Here is a 20,758-nt window from a genome sequence, read left to right as displayed (position 1 = left end):
ATCAGGCGATGCGGGCACGCGCCGCGTCGGCGGCACGGGGCTTCCGCCCCTCCAGATAGGCCTCGCATTCGGCGATTCCCTGCCGCAGCTCCGATATCGCCTCGTCGATGTCGTGGCGCTGCTTCTCGAGCTTGACGAGCTGTTCCCGGCTTTTGTCGAGCGTCACCTGCACCTGCCGGGTCGGCGTGCCGGCAGGATCGTAGAGATCGAGCATTTCCTTGATGTCGCGGAGCGTGAAGCCGAGCCGCCGGCCGCGCAGGATCAGCCGCAGCCGGGCCCGGTCGCGGCGCCGGTAAACCCGGTTGAGACCGCAGCGCATCGGCTCCAGCAGGCCCTTGTCCTCGTAGAATCGGATGGCCCGGGCGGTAATGGAGAATTCATCCGCCAGCTCGGTGATCGTGAACGTTTCGCGCGCTTCCGCGTCGACTTTCTTGATTCGCCGTCCCATCGTCTCCACCCACGCAATTCGGCTGCCGGGACTATAGTTGACGTTAACGTAAACGTCAACCTTGCGGCCTCCCGGCCAGCGGGCCGGGCGCCGGCTCCGGCGGACGCTTGATCTGTCTCCAAAGCTCGCGCACGATACGGATAACGAACAAGAGAAATGAAGATACGCGCGGACTTCGCGATTTCGAGGGAGGGCCGTCCATGACGGAGCGGATCACCACTTACAGCGAGTTCTGGCCCTACTATCTTCGGGAGCATTCACGGCCGCAAGGGCGGGCGCTGCATTATGTCGGATCGTCGCTGGCATTGCTGGCGCTTGCCGCCCTGATCGTGAGCCGCGAACCGGTCTTCATCGCGGTGGCGCTGGTTGCCGGCTACGGCCCGGCCTGGGCCGCCCATTTCCTGATCGAGAAGAACCGTCCGGCGACCTTCAGATACCCGTTCTGGTCGCTGTTCAGCGACTTCCGGATGTTCGTGCTCTTCCTCGTCGGCAGGCTCGGCCCGGAACTCCGGCGGGCCGGCGTCGGCCCGGGCGGCAACGGCGCGGGCAACGATTCGACCGGAGATACCCGTGGCGGGGCGCCGGCGGGTGCCGGCAAATAGTTTCTTTGGTAACGATCGCGCGAAGACGTTATATTGCCGGCAATACACGCAAAGCGTGGCAAGCAAAACAGCAGCGACCTGGGGAGGTATCGTCGAATGTTGAAGTACATCAAACCTGTAGCCGTGGCCCTCGCCATCGGCCTCGGATTCTCGGCCGGCGCCGCGAGCGCCGAGACGACGCTCAGGATGTCGTCCTGGTTGCCGCCGAAACACCCGATCGTGGCCGACATGATGGTGCCCTGGATCGAAGAGGTGAAGAAGGCGACCAACGGCAGCGTCAACATCATCATCCTGCCGAAGGCGCTCGGCGCCGCGCCGGCCCATTTCGACCTTGCCAAGGACGGCATCGCCGACGTCACGTTCGGCGTGCACGGCTACCAGCCCGGCCGATTCCTGCTGACCCAGGCCGCCGAAGTGCCATTCCTCGGCAACAGCTCGGAGGCGATCTCGGTCGCCTACTGGCGGATCTTCGAGAAACATCTCGCCAAGGCGAACGAGCATGAGGGCGTCAAACTGCTTGCCCTGATGACCCACGGCCCGGGCCAGATGTTCAATACCCAGCGCCCGATCACCAGCCTCGCCGACCTGGCGGGCATGAAGATTCGCGTCGGCGGCGGCCTGATCAACGACCTGACGACGGCGCTCGGCGCGACCGCCCTGCTCAAGCCTGCGCCGGCCTCCTACGAGCTGATCTCGACCGGCGTCGCCGACGGCGTCTTCTTCCCGAAGGAATCGATCAAGTCCTTCAAGCTCGCGAGCTTCATCAAGTACGGCACGGTCGTTCCGGGCGGGCTCTACAACGTGAGCTTCTTCCTGGCCATGAACCCGGCCAAGTTCGAGGCCCTGACGAAGGCCGAGCAGGACGCGATCATGAGCGTCTCGGGCGAGCATTTCGCCAAGATGGCCGGCCAGGCCTGGGATCGCGCCGACAAGGCCGGCCAGGCCGACATGGAGGCGGCCGGCGTCGAGATCATCGACGCGCCGGAAGCCCTGGTCCAAGGCATCGCCGAGAAGGCCGCGCCGATGGAGGCCGCATGGATCGCGGCGGCCAAGGAGAAGGGCATCGACGGCGACATGGTGCTGAAGGACTTCCGCGCCGAGATCGCCAAGCTCGAGGCGTCGAACTAGGCCGCAGACGGTCCGAGAGGGGCAGTATGGGATGACGACCGACCGGTCCGTCCAACCGGCCGTCCGGCCCGCCGCGAAGATCTGGCTCAACCGGATCCTCGGCGGACTGGCGGCCGTCATCCTGTTCGCGATGATGGTACTGACCTTCGTCGACGTGATCGGCCGGTATTTCTTCAACACCCCGGTCGAAGGCGGCTTCGAGATCACCGAGCTGATGCTGGCGACGCTGATCTTCGCGGGTCTTCCGCTGGTCAGCGCCACCGACGGTCACATTGCCGTCGATATCTTCGAGATCCTGATTCCGAACGCGGTCTCGCGGATCAAGGAGGCCCTGATCAACCTGGCCTGCGCGGCGATGACCGGCGTGCTGGCCTGGCAGCTCGCCATCAAGACCGGGGAAACGGTCGGCTATGGCGATGTCACAGCGATCCTGCACATCCCGATCTGGCCGGTCGTCGCCTTCATGACCGCCACGCTTGTCGCCACCGCCCTGATCCTGGTCATCCGCGCCGGCGTCGTCCTATTCCCCCGCAACCGCTAGACAGGGTTCCGCCGTGTTCGATGCGTTGATCGCCTTTGCCGCGCTGCTGGCGCTCATCGCCCTGCGTCTGCCGATTGCCTTCGCGATGGGGCTGGCCGGGTTCGTCGGTTTCGGTGTGCTGATCGGCTGGGACGCCTCGCTGGCGATGGTCCGCAACGTGACCTACGAGACCGGCCTGCATTACACGCTGTCGATCGTGCCGCTATTCATCCTGATGGGCAACTTCGTCACCCGCGCGGGGCTGTCGGACGAACTCTACACCGCCTCGAATGCCTTTCTCGGCCATCGGCGCGGCGGGCTGGCGATGGCCACGGTCGTCGCCTGCGGCGGCTTCAGCGCGATCTGCGGTTCGTCGCTGGCGACTGCGGCGACGATGTCCAAGGTGGCGATGCCGTCGATGCGGCGGTACGGCTATTCCGACAGCCTCGCCGCCGGTTCGATCGCCGCCGGCGGCACGCTCGGCATCCTGATCCCGCCGAGCGTCATCCTGGTGCTCTACGGCCTGATGACCGAAAGCGATATCGGCAAGCTGTTCATGGCCGGCATCCTGCCCGGGATCGTCGGCGTGATCTGTTACATGGGCGCGGTGCGCTACACGGTCTTCCGCAACCCGGAATCAGGACCGCCGGGCGACCGGCTCGGCTGGCGCGACCGTCTCCGGGCACTGCGCGGGGTCTGGGGCGTGCTCGTCCTGTTCGTGCTGGTCATGGGGGGAATCTACGGCGGCGTTTTCACCCCGACCGAGGCGGCCGGGGTCGGCGCGAGCGGCGCCTTCCTATTCGCGCTGTTCCGCGGCACGCTCACCTGGGCATCGCTGCGTACGATCCTCAGGGAGAGCGCGGAGACCACCGCGATGATCTTCTCGATCCTGATCGGGGCGCTGATGTTCGCCAATTTCATCAACGTGACCGGCATGCCGAGCGATCTGACCGGCTGGATCAACGAGATGGAACTGCCCGCCTACGCGGTGATCGCGATGATCGTGATCGTCTACCTGCTGCTCGGCTGCGTGCTGGAAAGCCTGTCGATGATCCTGCTGACCGTGCCGGTCTTCTACCCGCTCGTCCTCAGTCTCGATTTCGGCACCGCGTTCGATCCGCAATCGGTGCTCATCTGGTTCGGCATCGTCGTCGTCGTGGTCACCGAGATCAGCCTCATCACGCCGCCGGTCGGGCTCAACGTTTTCGTCCTCAAGGGCGTCCTGCCGGAGCTTTCGACGCGGACCATCTTCCGCGGCGTGATGCCCTTCTGGTGCGCCGATATCGTGCGCCTGTCGCTGCTCGTCGGCGTGCCCGCGATCTCGCTTTACCTGCCCGGTCTGATGGGTCGCTGAACGGCGAACGGCAGCGGTTGTAAGGCTCATACGGATGGACTATACCGGGTCTCTATCGACTTGGCAGAGGTAGCGGCGGATCCGGGATCCGGAACCGCGGCACATCCGGGTCGGGCGGCCATGTGAGGGCGGCCCGCCGGCCGGAACCCCGGCCATGCCGGTGCCGTTTCTTGGCATTCAGCGAAAGAGCCGGGTGCGCGTATGCCTATTTACCTCCCCATCGCCGAAATGACGGTCGACGTCTTTCTACTGCTCGGCATGGGCGCGGTAATCGGTTTCCTGTCCGGCATGTTCGGGGTCGGCGGCGGTTTCCTGATGACCCCGCTGCTGATCTTCATCGGCGTGCCGCCGGCCGTCGCGGTGGCGAGCCAGGCCAACCAGATCGTCGCGTCTAGCGTTTCCGGCGTGTTCGCCCACTGGCGGCGCGGCAACGTCGACTTCAAGATGGGCCTTGTGCTGCTCGCGGGCGGCATCGCCGGCTCCTTCGTCGGCGCCGGCATCTTCACCCTGCTGGAGAAGATCGGCCAGGTCGAGCTGCTGATCTCGCTCTCCTACGTGTTCTTCCTCGGCATCATCGGCTTCATGATGCTGTTCGAGAGCGTCGGCGCCCTGGTCAAGCAGAAGCGCGGCACGATGAAGCGGCGCAAGCTGCACCAGCATACCTTCCTGCACGGCCTGCCATTCAAGATGCGGTTTCGCCGCTCGAAGCTCTATATCAGCGCCATGCTGCCGCTCGGCATCGGCTTCCTCGTCGGCATCCTCTCGGCGATCATGGGCGTCGGCGGCGGCTTCATCATGGTGCCGGCGATGATCTACCTGCTCGGCGTCCCGACCAACGTCGTCGTCGGCACGTCGCTGTTCCAGATCATCTTCGTCTCGGCGAACGTGACCTTCCTGCATGCGGTGGCAACCCAGACGGTCGATGCGATGCTGGCCCTCCTGCTGCTCGCCGGGGCGGTCATCGGGGCCCAGTTCGGGACCCGCTTCAGCAGCCGGCTGCGCGGCGAATATGTTCGCGGCCTGCTGGCGCTGATGGTCGTCATCGTCTGCGGGAAGATGGCCTACGACCTGGTCGCGACGCCGCTGGACGCCTATTCGATCAGCGTCATCGGGGACGAATGACGATGCGGCACTGGATCCCCTGCTTCCTGCTCACGCTGGCGATGGCGCTGCCGGCGGCGTCGGCCCGCGCCGCGGCGCCGCTGCTGACCGACATTTCCTCCCATCTCGTGTCGGTGACCTCCAGCTTCACCGGCACCGACCTGCTGATATTCGGCGCCATCGACACGGTGCCCGACGCCCCGCGCGGGGATATCGTGATCGTCGTGCGCGGCCCGGCCCAGGATGTCGTGGTCCGGCGCAAGGAGCGGGTCGCCGGGATCTGGGTCAACAGCACCGCCTTCACCTTCAAGTCGCTGCCCGGATTCTATGCCGTCGCCGCCAGCGCGCCGCTGGCCGAGATCCTGAGCGCCAGCCAGGCGCGACGGCTCGAGGTCGGCAGCGAGAACCTCCGCTTCACGCCGGAGAAAGGGCTGGGCGATCCGGAAGCGCCGCTGTTCAAGACGGCGCTGATCCGGAACCGGCTGCGCGACGGCCTGTTCAGCCGCGAGACGGCGACCGTGAGCTTCCTCGGCGGCACCCTGTTCCGGGCCAATATCCATATCCCGGCGAATGTCCCGGTCGGCAGTTATACCGCCTCGATCTACCTGTTCCGGGACGGCGACATCATCGAGGGGCAGACGACCTCGCTGCTCATCCAGAAATTCGGCGTCGGCCGCACGATCTTCGATTTCGCGCACGATCAGCCGTTCTTCTATGCCCTCATCGCGGTCCTGCTGGCGCTGCTTTCCGGCTGGGCCGCGGCGCTGTTCTTCCGCCGCGACTAGGGCGCGCGCCGCTTCAGATCGGCGTCGACGGCGGGAAATTCGGCTTCCGCTTTTCCCGGTGCGAGGCGAGCCCCTCCTGGACCTCCGGGCCGGTAAAGCCCAGGAATTCCAGCGCGAGTGATGTATCGAAGGTCGGCCCCGCCATGCGGTACCAGTTGTTCAGCGCATATTTCGTCCAGCGGATGGCGCTCTGCGCGCCGCCGGCCAGGCGGGTCGCGACCTCGACCGCCTTGGCGTCGAGTTCCTCGTCCTCGACGGCAAGCGAGACAAGGCCGATCCGTTCCGCCTCCTCGCCCGTCACCGGGTCGCAGAGCAGCAGGTAGTATTTCGCCTTTGCCATGCCGCAGAGCAGCGGCCAGACGATCGCCGCATGGTCGCCGGCGGCGACACCGAGGCGGGTATGGCCGTCGATGATCCGGGCCTTCTTCGCGACGATCGAGATATCCGACAGGAGACCCGCCACCAGCCCGGCGCCGACCGCCGGCCCGCGCATCGCCGAGACGATCGGCTTGCCGCAATTGATGACGTTGTAGACGAGATCCCGGGCCTCCTTCCAGACCCGTGCCCGGGTCTCGAAATTGTCGGCGATGTTCTGCACCATCTCGAAATCGCCGCCAGCGGAGAAGGCCTTACCGGCGCCGGTCAGGATGACCGCGTTGATGTCCGGATCGCCGTCGATGTCGCGCCAGACCTCGGTCAGTTCGCGATGCATGGTCTCGTCGGCCGCATTCAGGCGCTCGGGGCGGTTCATGGTGATCCGCAGGACCCGGTCCGCCGGATAATCGAACTTGAGACGGGTATAGGCGGCATAACGGTCGGACATCGGGCGGCTCTCCTCCATCGGATCGTGCTGTTGTTCGTTCTCGTTGCGCGGGCACTGTTGCGCGTCACCCGGAACCTGTCAACGCGGTCCGGCGGGCTGCCCCGGCCATCCGAACGCGCCTTGGCTGGGGCAATGCTGTGACATGACTTGCCGGGGGCGACGGACTAGCCTAGCTAGCGTCCGGACACTATCCACCTCGGTGAACACGACCATGCCCTGCACCACGCGCGCCGTCGCCACGGCGCTGCTGTTCCTCACCCTGACCGGCCTGACCGCCCTCGGTTCGCCTAGGGCGACGGCCGGCGAGGCAGCCGGACCGCCGGCACCGGGGCCGGCGGAAACCGCGGCCGGGGCGCCGCTGCCTGCCGATTCCGCGCCCGAGGGCGAACGCGGCACCTTTTCCTTCGTGCTGGAAAACGACCTCTTCTACGGTCGCGATCGCGACTATACCAACGGCATCCAGGTCGGCTGGACGTCGAACCCGCAGCATGTCCCGTACTGGGTCGTCAAGGCGGCGAACCTGTTTCCGCTGTTCCCGGGCGACGGCCGGGTCCGCGCCAGTTTCTCGCTCGGCCAGAGCATGTATACCCCGGCCGACATCAGCCTTGCCGACCCGCCGGCCGAGGATCGGCCCTACGCCGGCTGGCTCTATGGTTCGGTGGGGCTGATCTCCGAGAACGGCAGTCAACTCGACCAGCTTCGCCTGCAGGTCGGCGTCGTCGGCTCCCCGTCGCTTGCCGAGCAGGCCCAGAAAATCGTCCACGAGGTAATCGGTTCCCCCGAACCGAAGGGCTGGGACAAGCAGCTGCGCGCCGAACCGGGCATTCAGCTCACCTACCAGCGCAGCCTGCGCGCCTTCGTTTCCGGCGAACTGTTCGGCTTCGCCTTCGACGTCACGCCGCATCTCGGCGGCGCGCTGGGCAATGTCTTCACCTATGGCAATGCGGGAGCCACCTTCCGCGTCGGCTACAACCTGCCCGACGATTACGGCCCGCCCCGGGTCCAGCCGTCGCTGCCCGGGTCCGGCTATTTCATCGCCCGCGACCGGCCCGGCGGCTACTTCTTCGCCGGCTTCGACGGCCGGGCGGTCGCCCACAACATCTTCCTGGACGGCAATACCTTCACGGACAGCCGCAGCGTCGACCGGATCCCGCTGGTCGCCGACCTGCAGCTGGGCGTCGCCTTTACCTGGCGCTCGACCCGGCTCGCCTATACCTACGTCCTTCGAAGCCACGAATTCGAAGGCCAGGATTCGGCCGACGAGTTCGGCGCCATCAGCCTCTCCTTCCAGTTCTGATACAGGCGTCGTGCGCTTGCCACGGTAACGGGGATCGCGTAAGCGATCAGGGTCTATCGACATCTTCCTCGGGGAATCATGGCCCCTCGCGCCAAGTCCGGTGGCGATCCCGTCGCCGCCTTCACCGTTCTCGCGATCTGCTTCCTGCTCGGCATGCTCGGGCGCGGTTCGATCGAGACTTTCCCCGTCTTCGTGCTGCCGCTCAGCCTCGAGTTCGGCTGGGAGCGCGCCGAGGTCGCCTCGATCTATTCCTCGTCGCTGCTGGTTTCCGGGCTCGCCTCGCCGGTCGCCGGCTACCTTTTCGACCGGCTCGGCCCGCGCCTGCTCTATTGCGGCGGGCTGGCGACGCTCGGGGCCGGCATGCTGGTGTCGAGCAGTGCGTCGAGCCTCGCCGTCTTCTACCTCGGCTCGGGCCTGATGGTCGGCGTCGGCGCGATCTCGCTCGGCAACGTTCCCAATTCGGCCCTGCTGGCGCGCTGGTTCCGCGACCGGCTGCCGATGGCGCTCGGCGTCGCCTTCTCGTCGCTCGGCGTCGGCGCGCTGATCATGCTGCCGCTCGCCCAGTATCTCATCGATCACGGCGGCTGGTCCTTCGCCTACCGCTGCATCGGCATCTTCATGCTGGTGCTGGCCCCGATCCTGCTGATCCTGCCCTGGCGGCGGCTGGGCCGCGGCGTCGAACTGCCGGTCAGCACGGTCGAAACGGATGTGAAGGTCACCGTGAACTGGACGCTGCGCCGGGCGATGGGAACGCTTCCATTCTGGGCGCTGTTCTCGGTCTTCCTGTTCACCTCGACCGGGATCTCGGCGGTCGTCGTCCAGATCATCGCCTATCTGGTTTCGGTCGGCTTCGGCGCCCAGGAGGCGGCGACAATCTACGGCTTCAACGGCCTGTTCATGCCGGTCGGCATGCTGTCCTTCGGCTGGCTCGCCTCGCAGCTCGGCAATCGCGGCGCGATCGCGCTCTCCTACAGCCTGACCCTGACGGCGATCCCGTTGCTCTGGCTGCTTGCCCTTGTCCCGTCTCATGTCCTGTTCGGATTGTTCGTCATGCTGTTCGGGCTCAGTCTCGGCTCGCGCGGCCCGGTGGTCGGGGCGATCTGTGCCGGGCTGTTCCGTGGCCGCTCGATCGGCGCGATCTTCGGCGCCGTCAGCATGGGCGGCGGCATCGGCGGCGCCATCGGCTCGACGATCAGCGGCCTGCTGCACGACTGGACCGACGCCTACGAGGCGGGCTTCGTTTTCGCCTTCGTCATGATCATCTTCGGCAGCATGCCGTTCTGGCTGGTTCCGGAACTCAAGCGAGGCGGATGACGGCGGCGGGAAACAGACGTTATAGTGTCGGCAAGGCTGGCGGAGACTGCTCATGAACGAACCCTTCATCGATCTTGATGCCCTCGCGGCGGCGATTCCGGACGGCGCCAAGCTCGCGATCCCGACCGACTATTCCGGTGTCGCCATGGCCGCGACCCGTGCCCTCGTCCGGCGCGGCGTCCGCGATCTGCATCTCGTCTGCGTGCCCACCTCCGGCATCCAGGCGGACATCCTGATCGGCACCGGCGCGGTCGCCACGCTGGAAACCTCCGCCATCACCCTCGGCGAATACGGCCCGGCGCCCCGCTTCACCGAGGCGCTCAAGACACGGTCGATCCGCATGATGGACGCGACCTGCCCGGCCGTTCATGCCGGGTTGCAAGCGGCAGAGAAGGGCCTTCCCTTCATGCCGATCCGCGGCATCCTCGGCAGCGACCTGCTGACGATCCGGCCCGACTGGCGGGTCATTGACGACCCCTTCGCCGAGGCCCCGGCGCCGATCGTTCTGGTCCCGGCGATCCGCCCGGACGTCGCGCTCTTCCACGCCCCGCTCGCCGACCGCGCCGGCAATGTCTGGATCGGCCGGCGGCGCGAGCTGATCACCATGGCGCATGCGGCCGTCCGCACGCTGGTCACCGTCGAACGGATCGTCGACGAGGATTTCTTCGCCGACGAGATGCGGACCGCCGGCGTGCTGCCGAGTTTCTACGTCGACGGTATCGCCGAGGCACCGCGCGGGGCCTGGCCGCTCCGCCTCTGGTCGACCTACGAAGAGGACGAGGCAGCGCTTTCCGCCTATGCCGCCGCGGCACGCAGCGCGGAAGGGTTCAGGGTCTGGCTCGACAATGAGGGCAGCGCCGTGCCGATGGCCGCCGAATGAGCGAGATCCGGACCGAGGAACTGCTGATCGCGGTGATCGCCCGCCTGCTCGGCCCCTGCCGGCACGTGGCGGTCGGCGCCTCGTCGCCGATCCCGGCGGCAGGCGCGATGCTCCGCCGCGCCCAGGGCGACGGCCGGATGACCGTCAACCTGCTGGGCTCGGAGGCGCAGAACCGCTTTACCTCGGGCGGGGTCGAGCTGTTCGACTGCGCCGCCCAGGGACGCATCGACGCCTTCTTCCTCGGCGGCGGCCAGATCGACGGGCAGGGCAACATCAATCTCGTCGGGATCGGCGACTATCCCGACAACAAGGTGCGCTGGCCCGGCTCGTTCGGCTCGGCCTATCTCTATCATCTTGTGCCGAACGTCATCCTGTTCCGCGAGGAGCACAGCCGGCGGGTCTTCGTGCCGAAGGTCGATTTCGTCTCGGCACCCGGCATTTCCGGGCCGGAGGTCAACCGCCCCGGCGGGCCGAAGGCGCTGCTGACCGGAATGGCACTGTTCGATTTCGACCGCGCGCGGCCCGGCTTCCGGCTGCGCAGCGTTCATCCGGGCTACACGCTCCGCGACATCGAGGAGAATACCGGCTTCGCCTTCGAGCACGAGGCAGATCCGGAAACGACCGAACCGCCCGACCCGGCAACTCTCGCGCTGATCCGCGGGCCGATCGCGGCGCAACTGGCAGAAACCTATCCGCGCTTCGCCGAACGGGTCTTCGGATCACCGGCGGCCAGCGCGGCGGAATAGCGACTTACCGAAATCGAGGTTCACGACATGACCAGCCAAGGCGCCCTCGCGGGCTTCAAGGTGATCGACCTGTCGCGCGTGCTGGGCGGTCCCTACTGCTCGCAGATGCTCGCCGACCACGGTGCCGACGTGATCAAGATCGAGCCGCCGCAGGGCGACGAGACCCGGCAATGGGGGCCGCCGTTCAGCGACAGCGGGCTCAGCGCCTATTTCTCCGGCGTCAACCGCAACAAGCGATCGCTCGCCCTCGACATCGGCACCGAACGCGGCCGCGATATCCTGCTGAAGCTGCTCGAGGACGCCGACATCCTGCTCGAGAATTTCAAGGCCGGCTCGATGGAACGCTGGGGCCTCGGCTACGAGACGGTCCTGAAGGAACGCTTTCCGAAGCTGATCCACTGCTCGGTGACCGGCTTCGGCACGGACGGTCCGTTCGGCGGTCTTCCGGGTTACGATGCGGTCGTCCAGGCCTGGACCGGGCTGATCTCGGTGAACGGCTCCGAGGAGAGCGGCCCGGTCCGTCTCGGCATTCCCCTGGTCGATCTCGGCACCGGCATGAACGCGGCGATCGGCATCCTGCTGGCGGTGACGGAGCGGGCCCGCTCGGGCAAGGGCCAGCATATCGACATCTCGCTGTTCGATACCGGGATCGCGCTCCAGCATCCGCATGCGCCGAACTATTTCATGTCGGGCCGGGCGCCGCGCCTGACCGGCAACGCGCATCCGAACATCTCACCCTACGACCTCTACCGGACGAAAGGCCGTCCGGTCTTTCTCGGCATCGGCAACGACCGCCAGTTCCAGCGCCTTTGCGCGGTGCTCGGCAAGCCCGAACTGGCGAACGACCCGCGCTTCCTCTCGAACAGCGACCGGGTCGGCAACCGCGATGCCCTGACCGCCGAGATCGAGACCCTGATGGCCGGGCACGACGGCGAGGAGATCGCGGCGGCCCTGCTCGCGGCCGGGGTGCCGGCCGGGGCGGCGCTCAGCGTGCCCGACATGGCCGAGCATCCTCACACCCTGCATCGCGAGATGGTCGTCGAGAAGGATGGCTATCGGGGCACGGGGATACCGGTCAAGCTCGGCCGGACACCCGGCTCGGTGCGCCTGACGCCACCCGAATTCGGCGCTTCCAACCGGGATGTCCTGAAGGAGGCGGGTTATTCCGAGAGCGAGATCGACGCGCTGATCGCGGATGGAATCGTGGTCGCGAAGCCGCGCAAGCTCTGACCGGTTCGTGCCTTAGCAACGGCTTGAGCGAAGCGACCAAAAGTTTCTACAATCCGTGACCGGCGCGGCAGCGCCGTCACTCCCGAACACAAGGATCGGACCGCATGACACAGTTTGGCGCCAGTCAGCCCATCCGCCGCGTCGAGGATCACCGTCTCGTGTCGGGCGGCGGCCGCTATACCGACGATATCGACCTGCCGAACCAGCTCCACGGCGTCGTCGTGCGCTCGCCCTACGCACACGCCCGGATCACCTCGATCGACATCGGGGAGGCCCGCGCCCTGCCGGGCGTGGTCGACATCCTGACCGCCGCCGATCTCGATAAATCCGACGCCAACCTGCTGCCCTGCATGATCCCGCTGAAGAACCGGGACGGCAGCAACCGCGCCGATCCGAAGCGGCCGGTACTCGCCCGCGACATTGTCCGCCATGTCGGCGAGGCGGTCGCCTTCGTGGTCGCCGAGAACCGCCATGCCGCCCGCGACGCGGCGGAACTGGTCATGGTCGATTACGACGAGCTCGACGCCACCGTCGGAGCCGCCCGGTCGATCGAGCCGGGCGCCGTCCAGCTCCACCCGGAGGCGCCGGGCAACGTCAGTTTCGACTGGTCGGCCGGCGACGAGGCCGCCCTGGAGGCGGCCTTCGCCCGGGCCGCGCACGTGACGCGGATCGAACTGGTCAACAACCGCCTCGTGGTCAACAGCATGGAGCCCCGCTGCCTCAACGCCGACTGGGACGCGGCGGCGGAGAAGATGACAGTCTATGCGCCGACCCAGGGCGGATGGGGTCTGAAGAACTTCCTTGCCGGTTCGCTGCTGAAGATCGATCCGTCCCGGGTTCGCGTCATCACCCCGGACGTCGGCGGCGCCTTCGGCATGAAGCTGTTCTACTACAGCGAGGCCGCTTGCACAGCCTTCGCCGCCCGCAAGCTCGCCCGGCCGGTCAAGTGGGTCAACGAGCGGACCGAGAGCTTCCTTTCGGACAGCCAGGGCCGCGATCACGTGACCGTCGCCGAACTCGCACTTGATGGCGACCACCGGGCGCTCGGCCTGCGCGTCCGCACGCTGGCCGATCTCGGCGCCTATCATTCGAGTTTCGGGCCGCTGATCCCGTCGATGGCCACTGCCAAGGTGCTGACCGGCGCCTACCGGATCCCGGCCCTGCATTTCAACGTCAAGGGGGTCTTCACCAACACCGTCCCGGTCGACGCTTATCGCGGGGCCGGCCGGCCGGAAGCGATCTACATGATGGAGCGGCTGATCGACAAGGCGGGTCGCGAGACCGGCATCGGCCCGGTCGAGATCCGGCGGCGGAATTTCGTGAGCCCGGAAGAGATGCCCTACACCAACGGCGCCGGCGAGGTCTATGACAGCGGCGAGTTCCGCCGGCTCTTCGATGCCTGCCTGGAGAAGGCGGACTATGCCGGCTTCCCGGCCCGCAAGGCGGCCTCGGCGAAGCAGGGCAAGCGCCGCGGCTTCGGCATCTCCTATTTCATCGAGGCGACCGGCGGCAACCCGACAGAAGGCGCCGATGTCCGCTTCGAGACCGACGGCACGGTATCGCTGCTCGTCGGCACCCAGTCCGGCGGCCAGGGCCACGCCACCGCCTATACCCAGATCATGGCCGAGAAGCTCGGCCTGCCGCACGACCGGATCCGCGTGATCGAGGGCGATACCGACCGCATCCCGAGCGGCGGCGGCACCGGCGGTTCGCGGTCGCTGACGACCCAGGGCGCGGCGATCCTGAATGCCGGCGACCGGATCATCGAGAAGGGTCGGCTCTACGCCGGGCAGGTCCTCGAAACCGCGCTCGACGACATCGAGTTCGACAATCAGAGCGGGGAATTCAGCATCGTCGGCACCGACCGCCGCATCGGCATCCTCGAACTGGCCGCCCGGGCGCGCGAGATCGGCGCGGTCGACGGCCACGAGGAGACCGGCGACAACGGTCTCGATACCAGGGGCAGCCATACGGTGCCGGTCTTCACCTTCCCGAACGGCTGCCATGTCTGCGAAGTCGAGATCGACGAGGCGACCGGGACCGTCGCCGTCGTCTCCTACGCCATGGTCGACGATTTCGGCACCATCCTGAACCCGCAGATCGTCGAGGGACAGGTGATCGGCGGGGTTGCCCAGGGCATCGGGCAGGCGCTGCTCGAACACACCGTCTACGACGAGAACGGCCAGTTGCTCAGCGGCTCGCTGATGGACTATTGCCTCGCCCGGGCCGACAACCTGCCGCCGTTCGACTTCTCGACGATCGAGGTGCCCTGCAAGACCAATCCGCTCGGCGTGAAGGGGGTCGGCGAGGCCGGCACCATCGCCGGGCCGCCGGCGGTGATGAACGCCGTCTTCGATGCGCTGGCCGAGCTTGGCGTGGAGCGGATCGACATGCCGGCGACGGCGGAGGTCGTATGGCAGGCCATGCAGGCGGCACGCGCCGCAGCCTGAGGGCGCGGCGGACGAGGCTCGCCATGGAAGCAAGCCGCGAATACCCGGCACGGCCGATGATCGGTGTCGGCGTCGTGCTCTGGCAGGGCGACCGGCTGCTTCTGGTCCGGCGCGGCAAGCCGCCCAGGGCCGGCCAGTGGAGCCTGCCGGGCGGGCTGCAGGAACTCGGCGAGACGACCGTCGAGGCGGCGCTTCGCGAGGTCCGGGAGGAAACCGGCGTCGAATGCCGGATCCTCGGCCTCGTCGATATCGTCGATGCGATCGTCCCGGACGCGAACGGCCGGGTCCGCTACCACTACACGCTGCTCGATTTCGTGGCCGAATGGGTCTCCGGCGAGGCGCGGGCCGACAGCGACGCCGACGCGGTCGCCTGGATCCGCCGCGACGAGGCGGCACATTATCTCGAATGGTCGGAAACACTCCGGATCATCGATCAATCTGTGACGATGCGGCCGACGGCCAGCCGACCCTGAGGGTCGGCGACGCGAAACGAAAGCGAGACGCGCGGGCGGCTACATCATCCAGCGCATGACCCGGCGGGCAGGGAAGATCCAGACGATTCCGGCAACCGCGTAGAAGAGCCCCTGGAGCGCCCAGTGCTCGGGCAGCCAGTCGATCGCGAATCGCATCACCAAAAGCGCATAGACGGTCAGGCCGACGACCAGCAGGACGACTGCGCCGAATTTTCTCAAGCCCGTCATCGCGCCCACCAAGCCCTTGTCCCGAGTGCGGAATTTTTCCGGACCGCCACATGATCGCCGTAGATTTGGCCCATTTCAGTCACCACCATTTGGATATTCTCGTCGGATGTGATTCTTTGATCGCCATCCGCAGCACGGAGTCCGCAATGTTTCGACGCAAAACCCCCGAGGGCGAGAAGGCGACGGCCAAACCGGCTGCATTGACACCTCGTCCGCCGCATCGCAATGCCGAGTCAGCCCAAGGGCTCGAGAAGGAAGGAAATAGCATGGTCACGCCGCAACGCAACACTCCCTATCACCCCGACGTGCCGGCCGCGCGGCCGCGGGAAAGCGTGCCCAGTCGCCCCGGCGTGGCGGCGCCGACCCCCGTCGGGTCTTCGGCGGCTTCCGGGGAAAGCACCCCGCAGGCCTCGGATGCTGCCGGCAGCAAGCTGATCGTCGGGCCGGACATCCATCTGAAAGGCGAGATCACGTCCTGCGACAGGCTGATCGTCGAGGGCCGCGTCGAGGCCTCGATGGACAGCCGGATCATCGAGATCGCCGAGAGCGGCATCTTCAACGGCACCGTCGAGATCGACACTGCCGATATTTCCGGCCTGTTCGAGGGCAGCCTGACGGCGCGCCAGAAACTCGTGATCCGCTCCACCGGCCGGGTGCGCGGAACGATCCGCTACGGCGAGATCACCATCGAGCCGGGCGGCCAGATCGCCGGCGAGGTCGAGGTGGTCGGCGCGGCGGCGTCGAAAACGGCGGCGAAGGATTCGAAGGCGGCCGATGACAATGGCAGTACCGCGAAGGACGAGCAGGCCTCGCTCCGTCCCTCGAAGCGTGCCGAGCAGTCGGGTGGCGGTTCGGGCAAGACCGAGAACGGCAGCGACGAACAGGCCGGTGCCAACCTGATCTGAGCCGACCCGATCCGGCGCCGGGCGGACGTCGCGCCGGGCGGGCAACGAAAAAGGGCCGCGGAGTGATCCGCGGCCCTTTCCCTGTCTTGCGACGCGGTATCGGCTTCCTTAGAAGCCCATGCCACCGCCCATGCCGCCCATGTCGGGCATGGCCGGGCCGGATTCCTTGGGCTCCGGACGCTCGGCGACCATCGCTTCGGTGGTGATCAGCAGACCGGCGACCGAGGAGGCATCCTCGAGCGCGGCGCGGACGACCTTGGCCGGATCGATGATCCCGGCCTTCAGCATGTCCACATACTCTTCGGTCTGGGCGTTGAAGCCGCGATTGACGTCCTTCTGCTCAAGCAGCTTGCCGGCAACCACGGCGCCGTCGACGCCGGCGTTCTCGGCGATCTGGCGAACCGGGACCTGCAGGGCGCGACGAACGATGTCGATGCCCGTCTGCTGGTCGGCATTATCGCCCTTGAGATCCTTGAGCGCACGGGTCGCGTAGAGCAGGGCGACACCGCCACCCGGGACGATGCCTTCCTCGACCGCGGCGCGGGTCGCGTGAAGCGCGTCATCGACGCGGTCCTTGCGCTCCTTCACCTCGACCTCGGTGGCGCCGCCGACCTTGATCACCGCAACGCCGCCGGCGAGCTTCGCCAGCCGCTCCTGCAGCTTCTCGCGGTCATAGTCGGACGTGGTCTCTTCCGCCTGGCGACGGATCTGCTGGCAACGGCCCTTGATGTCGGCCTTCTTGCCGGAACCGTCGACGATCGTGGTCTCTTCCTTGGTGATCGTCACCGCCTTGGCGCGGCCGAGCATGTCGATCGTGACATTCTCGAGCTTGATGCCGAGGTCTTCGGAAATCACCTGACCGCCGGTCAGGATCGCGATGTCCTCGAGCATGGCCTTGCGGCGATCGCCGAAGCCGGGGGCCTTGACGGCCGCGACCTTGAGGCCGCCACGGAGACGGTTGACGACGAGCGTGGCCAGGGCCTCGCCCTCGACGTCCTCGGCGATGATGAGCAGCGGCTTGCCGGTCTGCACCACGGCCTCGAGAAGCGGCAGCATCGACTGCAGGCCGGACAGCTTCTTCTCGTGCAGCAGGATGTAGGGGTTATCCAGCTCGGCGATCATCTTGTCGCCGTTGGTGATGAAGTACGGCGACAGGTAGCCGCGGTCGAACTGCATGCCCTCGACGACTTCGAGCTCGGTCTCGAGGCCCTTGGCCTCCTCGACCGTGATCACGCCCTCGTTGCCGACCTTCTGCATGGCCCGCGAGATGATCTCGCCGATTTCCTTCTCGCCGTTCGCCGAGATGGTGCCGACCTGGGCAATCTCGGCCGGGCCGGAAACCTTCTTGGAGATCTTGCGGAGCTGCTCGACGACCTTGATGGTCGCTTGGTCGACACCGCGACGGAGATCCATCGGGTTCATGCCGGCGGCAACCGCCTTCAGACCCTCGCGGACGATCGCCTGGGCGAGAACGGTCGCGGTCGTGGTGCCGTCGCCGGCGATGTCGTTGGTCTTCGAGGCGACCTCGCGCACCATCTGCGCGCCCATGTTCTCGAACTTGTCCTTGAGTTCGATTTCCTTGGCGACGGTCACGCCATCCTTGGTGATGCGCGGCGCGCCGAACGACTTGTCGAGCACCACGTTGCGGCCCTTCGGACCCAGCGTCACCTTCACGGCGTCGGCAAGAATGTCGACACCTTTCAGCATGCGCGCGCGGGCGTCCTGGCCGAATTTAACGTCTTTGGCAGCCATTTGCTTGCTTCTCCAATGACAATTGTTTGATGGGGGGAGTTACGTCTTGCCGTGCGGCAGCGTTACTCGACGATACCCATGATGTCGGATTCCTTCATGATCAGCAGCTCGGTGCCGTCGATCTTGACCTCGGTCCCCGACCACTTGCCGAAGAGCACGCGGTCGCCCTTCTTCACATCGAGCGGGGTGAGCTTCCCGGTTTCGTTGCGGACGCCGGAACCAGCAGCGATGACCTCGCCCTGCATCGGCTTTTCCTGCGCGCTATCGGGGATAATGATGCCGCCGGAGGTCTTTTCCTCGGCATCGGTGCGCTTGACCAGTACACGGTCATGCAACGGACGGAATTTCATTCTTTCCCTCTCCAATTCGATGGTTACGGGTGGATGGACCCTCTGTTAGCACTCAACACGGTCGAGTGCTAACAACCAGAATGGGCCGCATTTAGTCACACCCGGCGTGTGAGTCAAGGATTCGAGGGCTGAAATCGACCGCGTGGTGGCACGGCGTGCGCCGTTGTCGACGCGCGGCTGGCGCGGGAGCGCCGCGAATCCTCGCGCCCCTTGTGCCGCCGCGACCGGATCGACTAAGTAAGGGCGCGGCCCGACAGCATATCGGTCGCCCGTGCCCCGGTAACAACCCCGAATCGCCCCATGTCACTCGATCAATCGCTCCGAGACGAATTGTCCGCCCTCGTTGGCGCCCATTTCGGCGCTCTCGACCTCGATCCCGCCTTCGGCCAGGTGGCGCCGTCGCAGCGACCCGAGCTCGGGCAATTCCAATGCAACGGGGCACTCGCCGCCGCCAAGTCCGCCAAGCGCCCGCCGCGCCAGATCGCCGACGCGGTGGTCGAGCGGCTGGCCCGCGACGGCCGCTTCCGCGACCTCTCGATCGCCGGGCCGGGCTTCGTGAACTTCTCGCTCGCCGACGATTTCCTGGTGGACCGCGTGACGGCCCTGTTCGACGACCCGGCAACCGGCTGTCGCATCGGCCATGCGCCGCGCACGGTCGTGCTCGATTTCGGCGGCCCGAATGTCGCCAAGGCGATGCATGTCGGCCATCTGCGCGCCTCGATCATCGGCGACTGCCTGCAGCGGCTCTGTCGCCAGGTCGGCGACCGCGTGACCAGCGATGTCCATCTCGGCGACTGGGGTCTGCCGATGGGCATGCTGATCGCGGAAATCGCCCGCGACGCGCCGGAGCTGCCCTATTTCGACGCCGCCTATGACGGCCCCTATCCGGATGCCTCGCCGGTCTCGATCGACGATCTCCAGGAGCTCTACCCGCGTGCTTCCGCGCGCACCAAGGAGGATGACGAGGCACTTGCCGCGGCCCGCCAGGCGACCTTCGAGCTGCAGCGCGGCCGGCCGGGCTACCGCGCCCTGTGGGAGCGCATGGTGGCGGTTTCGGTCGAGGCGATGCGCGCCGATTTCGAGGCCCTTGGCGTTCGCTTCGACCTGTGGGATGGAGAGGCCTGCGTCCACGACCTGATCGATCCGATGATCCAGCGGATGACCGATGCCGGGATCGCGGAGCCGAGCGAGGGGGCGCTGATCGTCCGTGTCGCCCGCCCCGACGACAAGGCCGAGATGCCGCCGCTCGTGCTGCTCAAGTCCGACGGCGGCGTGATGTATTCGACCACCGATCTCGCGACCATCGTCAACCGCGTCGAGCGCCAGGATCCGGATGCCATCGTCTATGTCGTCGACGGCCGCCAGAGCCTGCATTTCGAGCAGGTCTTCCGCACCGCCCGCCTCGCCGGCCTGGTCCGCGACGACGTCGCCCTCGAACATGTCGGCTTCGGCACCGTGAACGGGACCGACGGCAAGCCCTTCCGGACCCGCGCGGGCGGCGTCGTCCGGCTGTCCGAACTGATTGCCATGGCGACCGAGGAGGCCGGCAAGCGGCTCTCGGAAGCCGGCCTGGCGCAGGAACTCTCGGAAGCCGAGCGGGCCGCGATCGCGCGCAACGTCGGCATCGCCGCGATCAAGTTCGCCGACCTGCAGAACCAGCGTCATTCCAACTACGTCTTCGACCTGGAGCGCTTCACCCGCTTCGAGGGCCGGACCGGCCCGTACCTGCTCTATGCCGCCGTGCGCCTGCGTTCGCTGCTCCGCAAGGCGGCCGACCAGGGTTTCGCCGCCGGTGGGCTGGCCCCGGAAACCGATGCCGAACGCGACCTGATGCTGACGCTCGCGGCCCTCCCGGAAGCCGTTCGCGGTGCCTACGAACGCTACCAGCCGCATATCCTCTGCGAGCATGTCTACAATGTCGCGCAGGCCTTCAATCGCTTCTATCACGATTGCCATATCCTGAGCGAACAGGACCTCGTCCGCCGCGGCGCCCGGCTCCGACTCGCGGAGGTGACGCTGGCCCAGATCGCGCTCGCCCTGACGATCCTCGGACTCGAGATTCCGGACCGGATGTAGCCGCCCGGGAAAGCCTGTGATCAGTATCACCGCGGCCGCGAATGCGCCTTGCGAGGAACGGTTTGGGGCCCCAGTTGTTGTCTCGTGATGATGAACGGGAAAATCCGATGACCCTCGCCGGCAGCCCCTACCTGGATCGACCGGTTCGATCCTACAGCGACGTGGTGCGCCAGACCGGCCGCGACCCGCTGGGGCGCGAGCGGTCGACGCCCGGCGATACACGGCCGGGCAACGTCCATCACGATATCGCCGGCAACCATCACGGCGACGACCACGACGGTCGTTAACGCGGGTTC

At 66.8% G+C, this 20,758-nt stretch carries 21 protein-coding genes; 16 read left to right on the top strand and 5 right to left on the bottom strand.

The window, feature by feature from the left end; all coding sequences use genetic code 11:
* Position 1: 1 nt before the first annotated feature.
* Positions 2–448, bottom strand: coding sequence for a MerR family transcriptional regulator (locus tag OCH7691_RS04825; RefSeq protein WP_085882244.1), 447 nt, complete (start codon positions 446–448; stop codon positions 2–4).
* A gap of 200 nt (positions 449–648) precedes the next feature.
* On the opposite strand from OCH7691_RS04825, the gene OCH7691_RS04820 reads away from it, so the two are divergent.
* The 6 genes from OCH7691_RS04820 (at position 649) to OCH7691_RS04795 (ending at position 5,938) form a co-directional block, all read left to right on the top strand.
* The gene (locus tag OCH7691_RS04820) at positions 649–1,050 is read left to right on the top strand and encodes an Mpo1-like protein (protein WP_085882243.1); all 402 of its coding nucleotides are present in this window, start codon (positions 649–651) and stop codon (positions 1,048–1,050) included.
* A 96-nt stretch (positions 1,051–1,146) separates the two neighbouring features.
* Positions 1,147–2,178: a TRAP transporter substrate-binding protein gene (locus tag OCH7691_RS04815; RefSeq protein ID WP_217807801.1), complete on the top strand. Its 1,032-nt coding sequence runs from the start codon at positions 1,147–1,149 to the stop codon at positions 2,176–2,178.
* Positions 2,179–2,209: 31 nt separating this feature from the next.
* A complete protein-coding gene (locus OCH7691_RS04810; protein WP_085882242.1) occupies positions 2,210–2,719 on the top strand; it encodes a TRAP transporter small permease in 510 nt (169 codons plus the stop codon).
* 13 nt (positions 2,720–2,732) lie between these two features.
* Entirely contained in the window at positions 2,733–4,052 is a 1,320-nt protein-coding gene (locus OCH7691_RS04805) for a TRAP transporter large permease (protein ID WP_085882241.1), read from the top strand.
* A 201-nt stretch (positions 4,053–4,253) separates the two neighbouring features.
* Entirely contained in the window at positions 4,254–5,174 is a 921-nt protein-coding gene (locus OCH7691_RS04800) for a sulfite exporter TauE/SafE family protein (protein ID WP_085882240.1), read from the top strand.
* A gap of 2 nt (positions 5,175–5,176) precedes the next feature.
* Positions 5,177–5,938, top strand: coding sequence for a TIGR02186 family protein (locus OCH7691_RS04795; RefSeq protein ID WP_176244912.1), 762 nt, complete (start codon positions 5,177–5,179; stop codon positions 5,936–5,938).
* Between the two features lie 13 nt (positions 5,939–5,951).
* Here the strand turns inward: OCH7691_RS04795 and OCH7691_RS04790 are convergent, their stop codons facing one another.
* Positions 5,952–6,761 carry an enoyl-CoA hydratase/isomerase family protein gene (locus OCH7691_RS04790; protein ID WP_085883505.1) on the bottom strand — a complete coding sequence of 270 codons (810 nt, stop codon included), beginning with the start codon at positions 6,759–6,761 and terminating at the stop codon, positions 5,952–5,954.
* 199 nt (positions 6,762–6,960) lie between these two features.
* Here OCH7691_RS04790 and OCH7691_RS04785 point away from each other — a divergent pair, with 199 nt between their 5' ends.
* The 7 genes from OCH7691_RS04785 to OCH7691_RS04755 all read left to right on the top strand — a co-directional run bounded on the left by OCH7691_RS04785 (position 6,961) and on the right by OCH7691_RS04755 (position 15,151).
* Complete coding sequence (locus tag OCH7691_RS04785) at positions 6,961–8,058, top strand: lipid A deacylase LpxR family protein (protein WP_217807800.1); 1,098 nt, start codon at positions 6,961–6,963, stop codon at positions 8,056–8,058.
* A gap of 78 nt (positions 8,059–8,136) precedes the next feature.
* Positions 8,137–9,372 (top strand): MFS transporter, encoded by a 1,236-nt coding sequence (locus OCH7691_RS04780; protein ID WP_085882237.1) that lies wholly within the window; start codon positions 8,137–8,139, stop codon positions 9,370–9,372.
* Positions 9,373–9,424: 52 nt separating this feature from the next.
* Positions 9,425–10,252 (top strand): CoA transferase subunit A, encoded by an 828-nt coding sequence (locus tag OCH7691_RS04775; protein ID WP_085882236.1) that lies wholly within the window; start codon positions 9,425–9,427, stop codon positions 10,250–10,252.
* A complete protein-coding gene (locus tag OCH7691_RS04770; protein WP_085882235.1) occupies positions 10,249–10,998 on the top strand; it encodes a CoA-transferase in 750 nt (249 codons plus the stop codon). The genes OCH7691_RS04775 and OCH7691_RS04770 overlap by 4 nt, the downstream gene beginning before the upstream one ends.
* Before the next feature lie 27 nt (positions 10,999–11,025).
* Complete coding sequence (locus OCH7691_RS04765) at positions 11,026–12,228, top strand: CaiB/BaiF CoA transferase family protein (protein WP_085882234.1); 1,203 nt, start codon at positions 11,026–11,028, stop codon at positions 12,226–12,228.
* Between the two features lie 104 nt (positions 12,229–12,332).
* Positions 12,333–14,678, top strand: coding sequence for a xanthine dehydrogenase family protein molybdopterin-binding subunit (locus tag OCH7691_RS04760; RefSeq protein ID WP_085882233.1), 2,346 nt, complete (start codon positions 12,333–12,335; stop codon positions 14,676–14,678).
* Positions 14,642–15,151, top strand: a complete 510-nt coding sequence (locus OCH7691_RS04755) for an NUDIX hydrolase (protein WP_217807799.1) — start codon at positions 14,642–14,644, stop codon at positions 15,149–15,151. Before OCH7691_RS04760 ends, OCH7691_RS04755 begins: the two co-directional genes overlap by 37 nt.
* A 39-nt stretch (positions 15,152–15,190) precedes the next feature.
* On the opposite strand, the gene OCH7691_RS04750 is transcribed toward OCH7691_RS04755, so the two are convergent.
* Entirely contained in the window at positions 15,191–15,379 is a 189-nt protein-coding gene (locus OCH7691_RS04750) for a DUF2842 domain-containing protein (protein ID WP_085882232.1), read from the bottom strand.
* A gap of 266 nt (positions 15,380–15,645) precedes the next feature.
* On the opposite strand from OCH7691_RS04750, the gene OCH7691_RS04745 reads away from it, so the two are divergent.
* Complete coding sequence (locus OCH7691_RS04745) at positions 15,646–16,284, top strand: bactofilin family protein (RefSeq protein WP_085882231.1); 639 nt, start codon at positions 15,646–15,648, stop codon at positions 16,282–16,284.
* 108 nt (positions 16,285–16,392) lie between these two features.
* Here the strand turns inward: OCH7691_RS04745 and groL are convergent, their stop codons facing one another.
* Positions 16,393–18,036, bottom strand: coding sequence for a chaperonin GroEL (gene groL / locus OCH7691_RS04740; RefSeq protein WP_085882230.1), 1,644 nt, complete (start codon positions 18,034–18,036; stop codon positions 16,393–16,395).
* 62 nt (positions 18,037–18,098) lie between these two features.
* A complete protein-coding gene (gene groES, locus OCH7691_RS04735; protein ID WP_085882229.1) occupies positions 18,099–18,386 on the bottom strand; it encodes a co-chaperone GroES in 288 nt (95 codons plus the stop codon).
* A gap of 300 nt (positions 18,387–18,686) precedes the next feature.
* Here groES and argS point away from each other — a divergent pair, with 300 nt between their 5' ends.
* Together argS and OCH7691_RS04725 are read left to right on the top strand one after the other, a co-directional pair.
* On the top strand, positions 18,687–20,462 hold the full coding sequence (gene argS / locus OCH7691_RS04730; RefSeq protein ID WP_085882228.1) for an arginine--tRNA ligase: 1,776 nt from the start codon (positions 18,687–18,689) through the stop codon (positions 20,460–20,462).
* A gap of 107 nt (positions 20,463–20,569) precedes the next feature.
* On the top strand, positions 20,570–20,749 hold the full coding sequence (locus tag OCH7691_RS04725) for a hypothetical protein (protein WP_085882227.1): 180 nt from the start codon (positions 20,570–20,572) through the stop codon (positions 20,747–20,749).
* The last annotated feature ends 9 nt before the right edge of the window (positions 20,750–20,758 follow it).

Source organism: Oceanibacterium hippocampi, from assembly GCF_900172325.1.
GTDB classification, from domain to species: domain Bacteria; phylum Pseudomonadota; class Alphaproteobacteria; order Sneathiellales; family Sneathiellaceae; genus Oceanibacterium; species Oceanibacterium hippocampi.
This window is presented reverse-complemented; position numbering and strand designations above follow the sequence as displayed.

Coding starts and splice junctions, on each gene's coding strand:
- OCH7691_RS04825 (WP_085882244.1), bottom strand. CDS start 448: ATGGGACGGCGAATCAAGAAAGTCGACGCGGAAGCGCGCGAAACGTTC.
- OCH7691_RS04820 (WP_085882243.1), top strand. CDS start 649: ATGACGGAGCGGATCACCACTTACAGCGAGTTCTGGCCCTACTATCTT.
- OCH7691_RS04815 (WP_217807801.1), top strand. CDS start 1,147: ATGTTGAAGTACATCAAACCTGTAGCCGTGGCCCTCGCCATCGGCCTC.
- OCH7691_RS04810 (WP_085882242.1), top strand. CDS start 2,210: ATGACGACCGACCGGTCCGTCCAACCGGCCGTCCGGCCCGCCGCGAAG.
- OCH7691_RS04800 (WP_085882240.1), top strand. CDS start 4,254: ATGCCTATTTACCTCCCCATCGCCGAAATGACGGTCGACGTCTTTCTA.
- OCH7691_RS04795 (WP_176244912.1), top strand. CDS start 5,177: ATGCGGCACTGGATCCCCTGCTTCCTGCTCACGCTGGCGATGGCGCTG.
- OCH7691_RS04790 (WP_085883505.1), bottom strand. CDS start 6,761: ATGTCCGACCGTTATGCCGCCTATACCCGTCTCAAGTTCGATTATCCG.
- OCH7691_RS04780 (WP_085882237.1), top strand. CDS start 8,137: ATGGCCCCTCGCGCCAAGTCCGGTGGCGATCCCGTCGCCGCCTTCACC.
- OCH7691_RS04775 (WP_085882236.1), top strand. CDS start 9,425: ATGAACGAACCCTTCATCGATCTTGATGCCCTCGCGGCGGCGATTCCG.
- OCH7691_RS04770 (WP_085882235.1), top strand. CDS start 10,249: ATGAGCGAGATCCGGACCGAGGAACTGCTGATCGCGGTGATCGCCCGC.
- OCH7691_RS04765 (WP_085882234.1), top strand. CDS start 11,026: ATGACCAGCCAAGGCGCCCTCGCGGGCTTCAAGGTGATCGACCTGTCG.
- OCH7691_RS04760 (WP_085882233.1), top strand. CDS start 12,333: ATGACACAGTTTGGCGCCAGTCAGCCCATCCGCCGCGTCGAGGATCAC.
- OCH7691_RS04755 (WP_217807799.1), top strand. CDS start 14,642: ATGGCAGGCCATGCAGGCGGCACGCGCCGCAGCCTGAGGGCGCGGCGG.
- OCH7691_RS04750 (WP_085882232.1), bottom strand. CDS start 15,379: ATGACGGGCTTGAGAAAATTCGGCGCAGTCGTCCTGCTGGTCGTCGGC.
- OCH7691_RS04745 (WP_085882231.1), top strand. CDS start 15,646: ATGGTCACGCCGCAACGCAACACTCCCTATCACCCCGACGTGCCGGCC.
- groL (WP_085882230.1), bottom strand. CDS start 18,036: ATGGCTGCCAAAGACGTTAAATTCGGCCAGGACGCCCGCGCGCGCATG.
- groES (WP_085882229.1), bottom strand. CDS start 18,386: ATGAAATTCCGTCCGTTGCATGACCGTGTACTGGTCAAGCGCACCGAT.
- argS (WP_085882228.1), top strand. CDS start 18,687: ATGTCACTCGATCAATCGCTCCGAGACGAATTGTCCGCCCTCGTTGGC.
- OCH7691_RS04725 (WP_085882227.1), top strand. CDS start 20,570: ATGACCCTCGCCGGCAGCCCCTACCTGGATCGACCGGTTCGATCCTAC.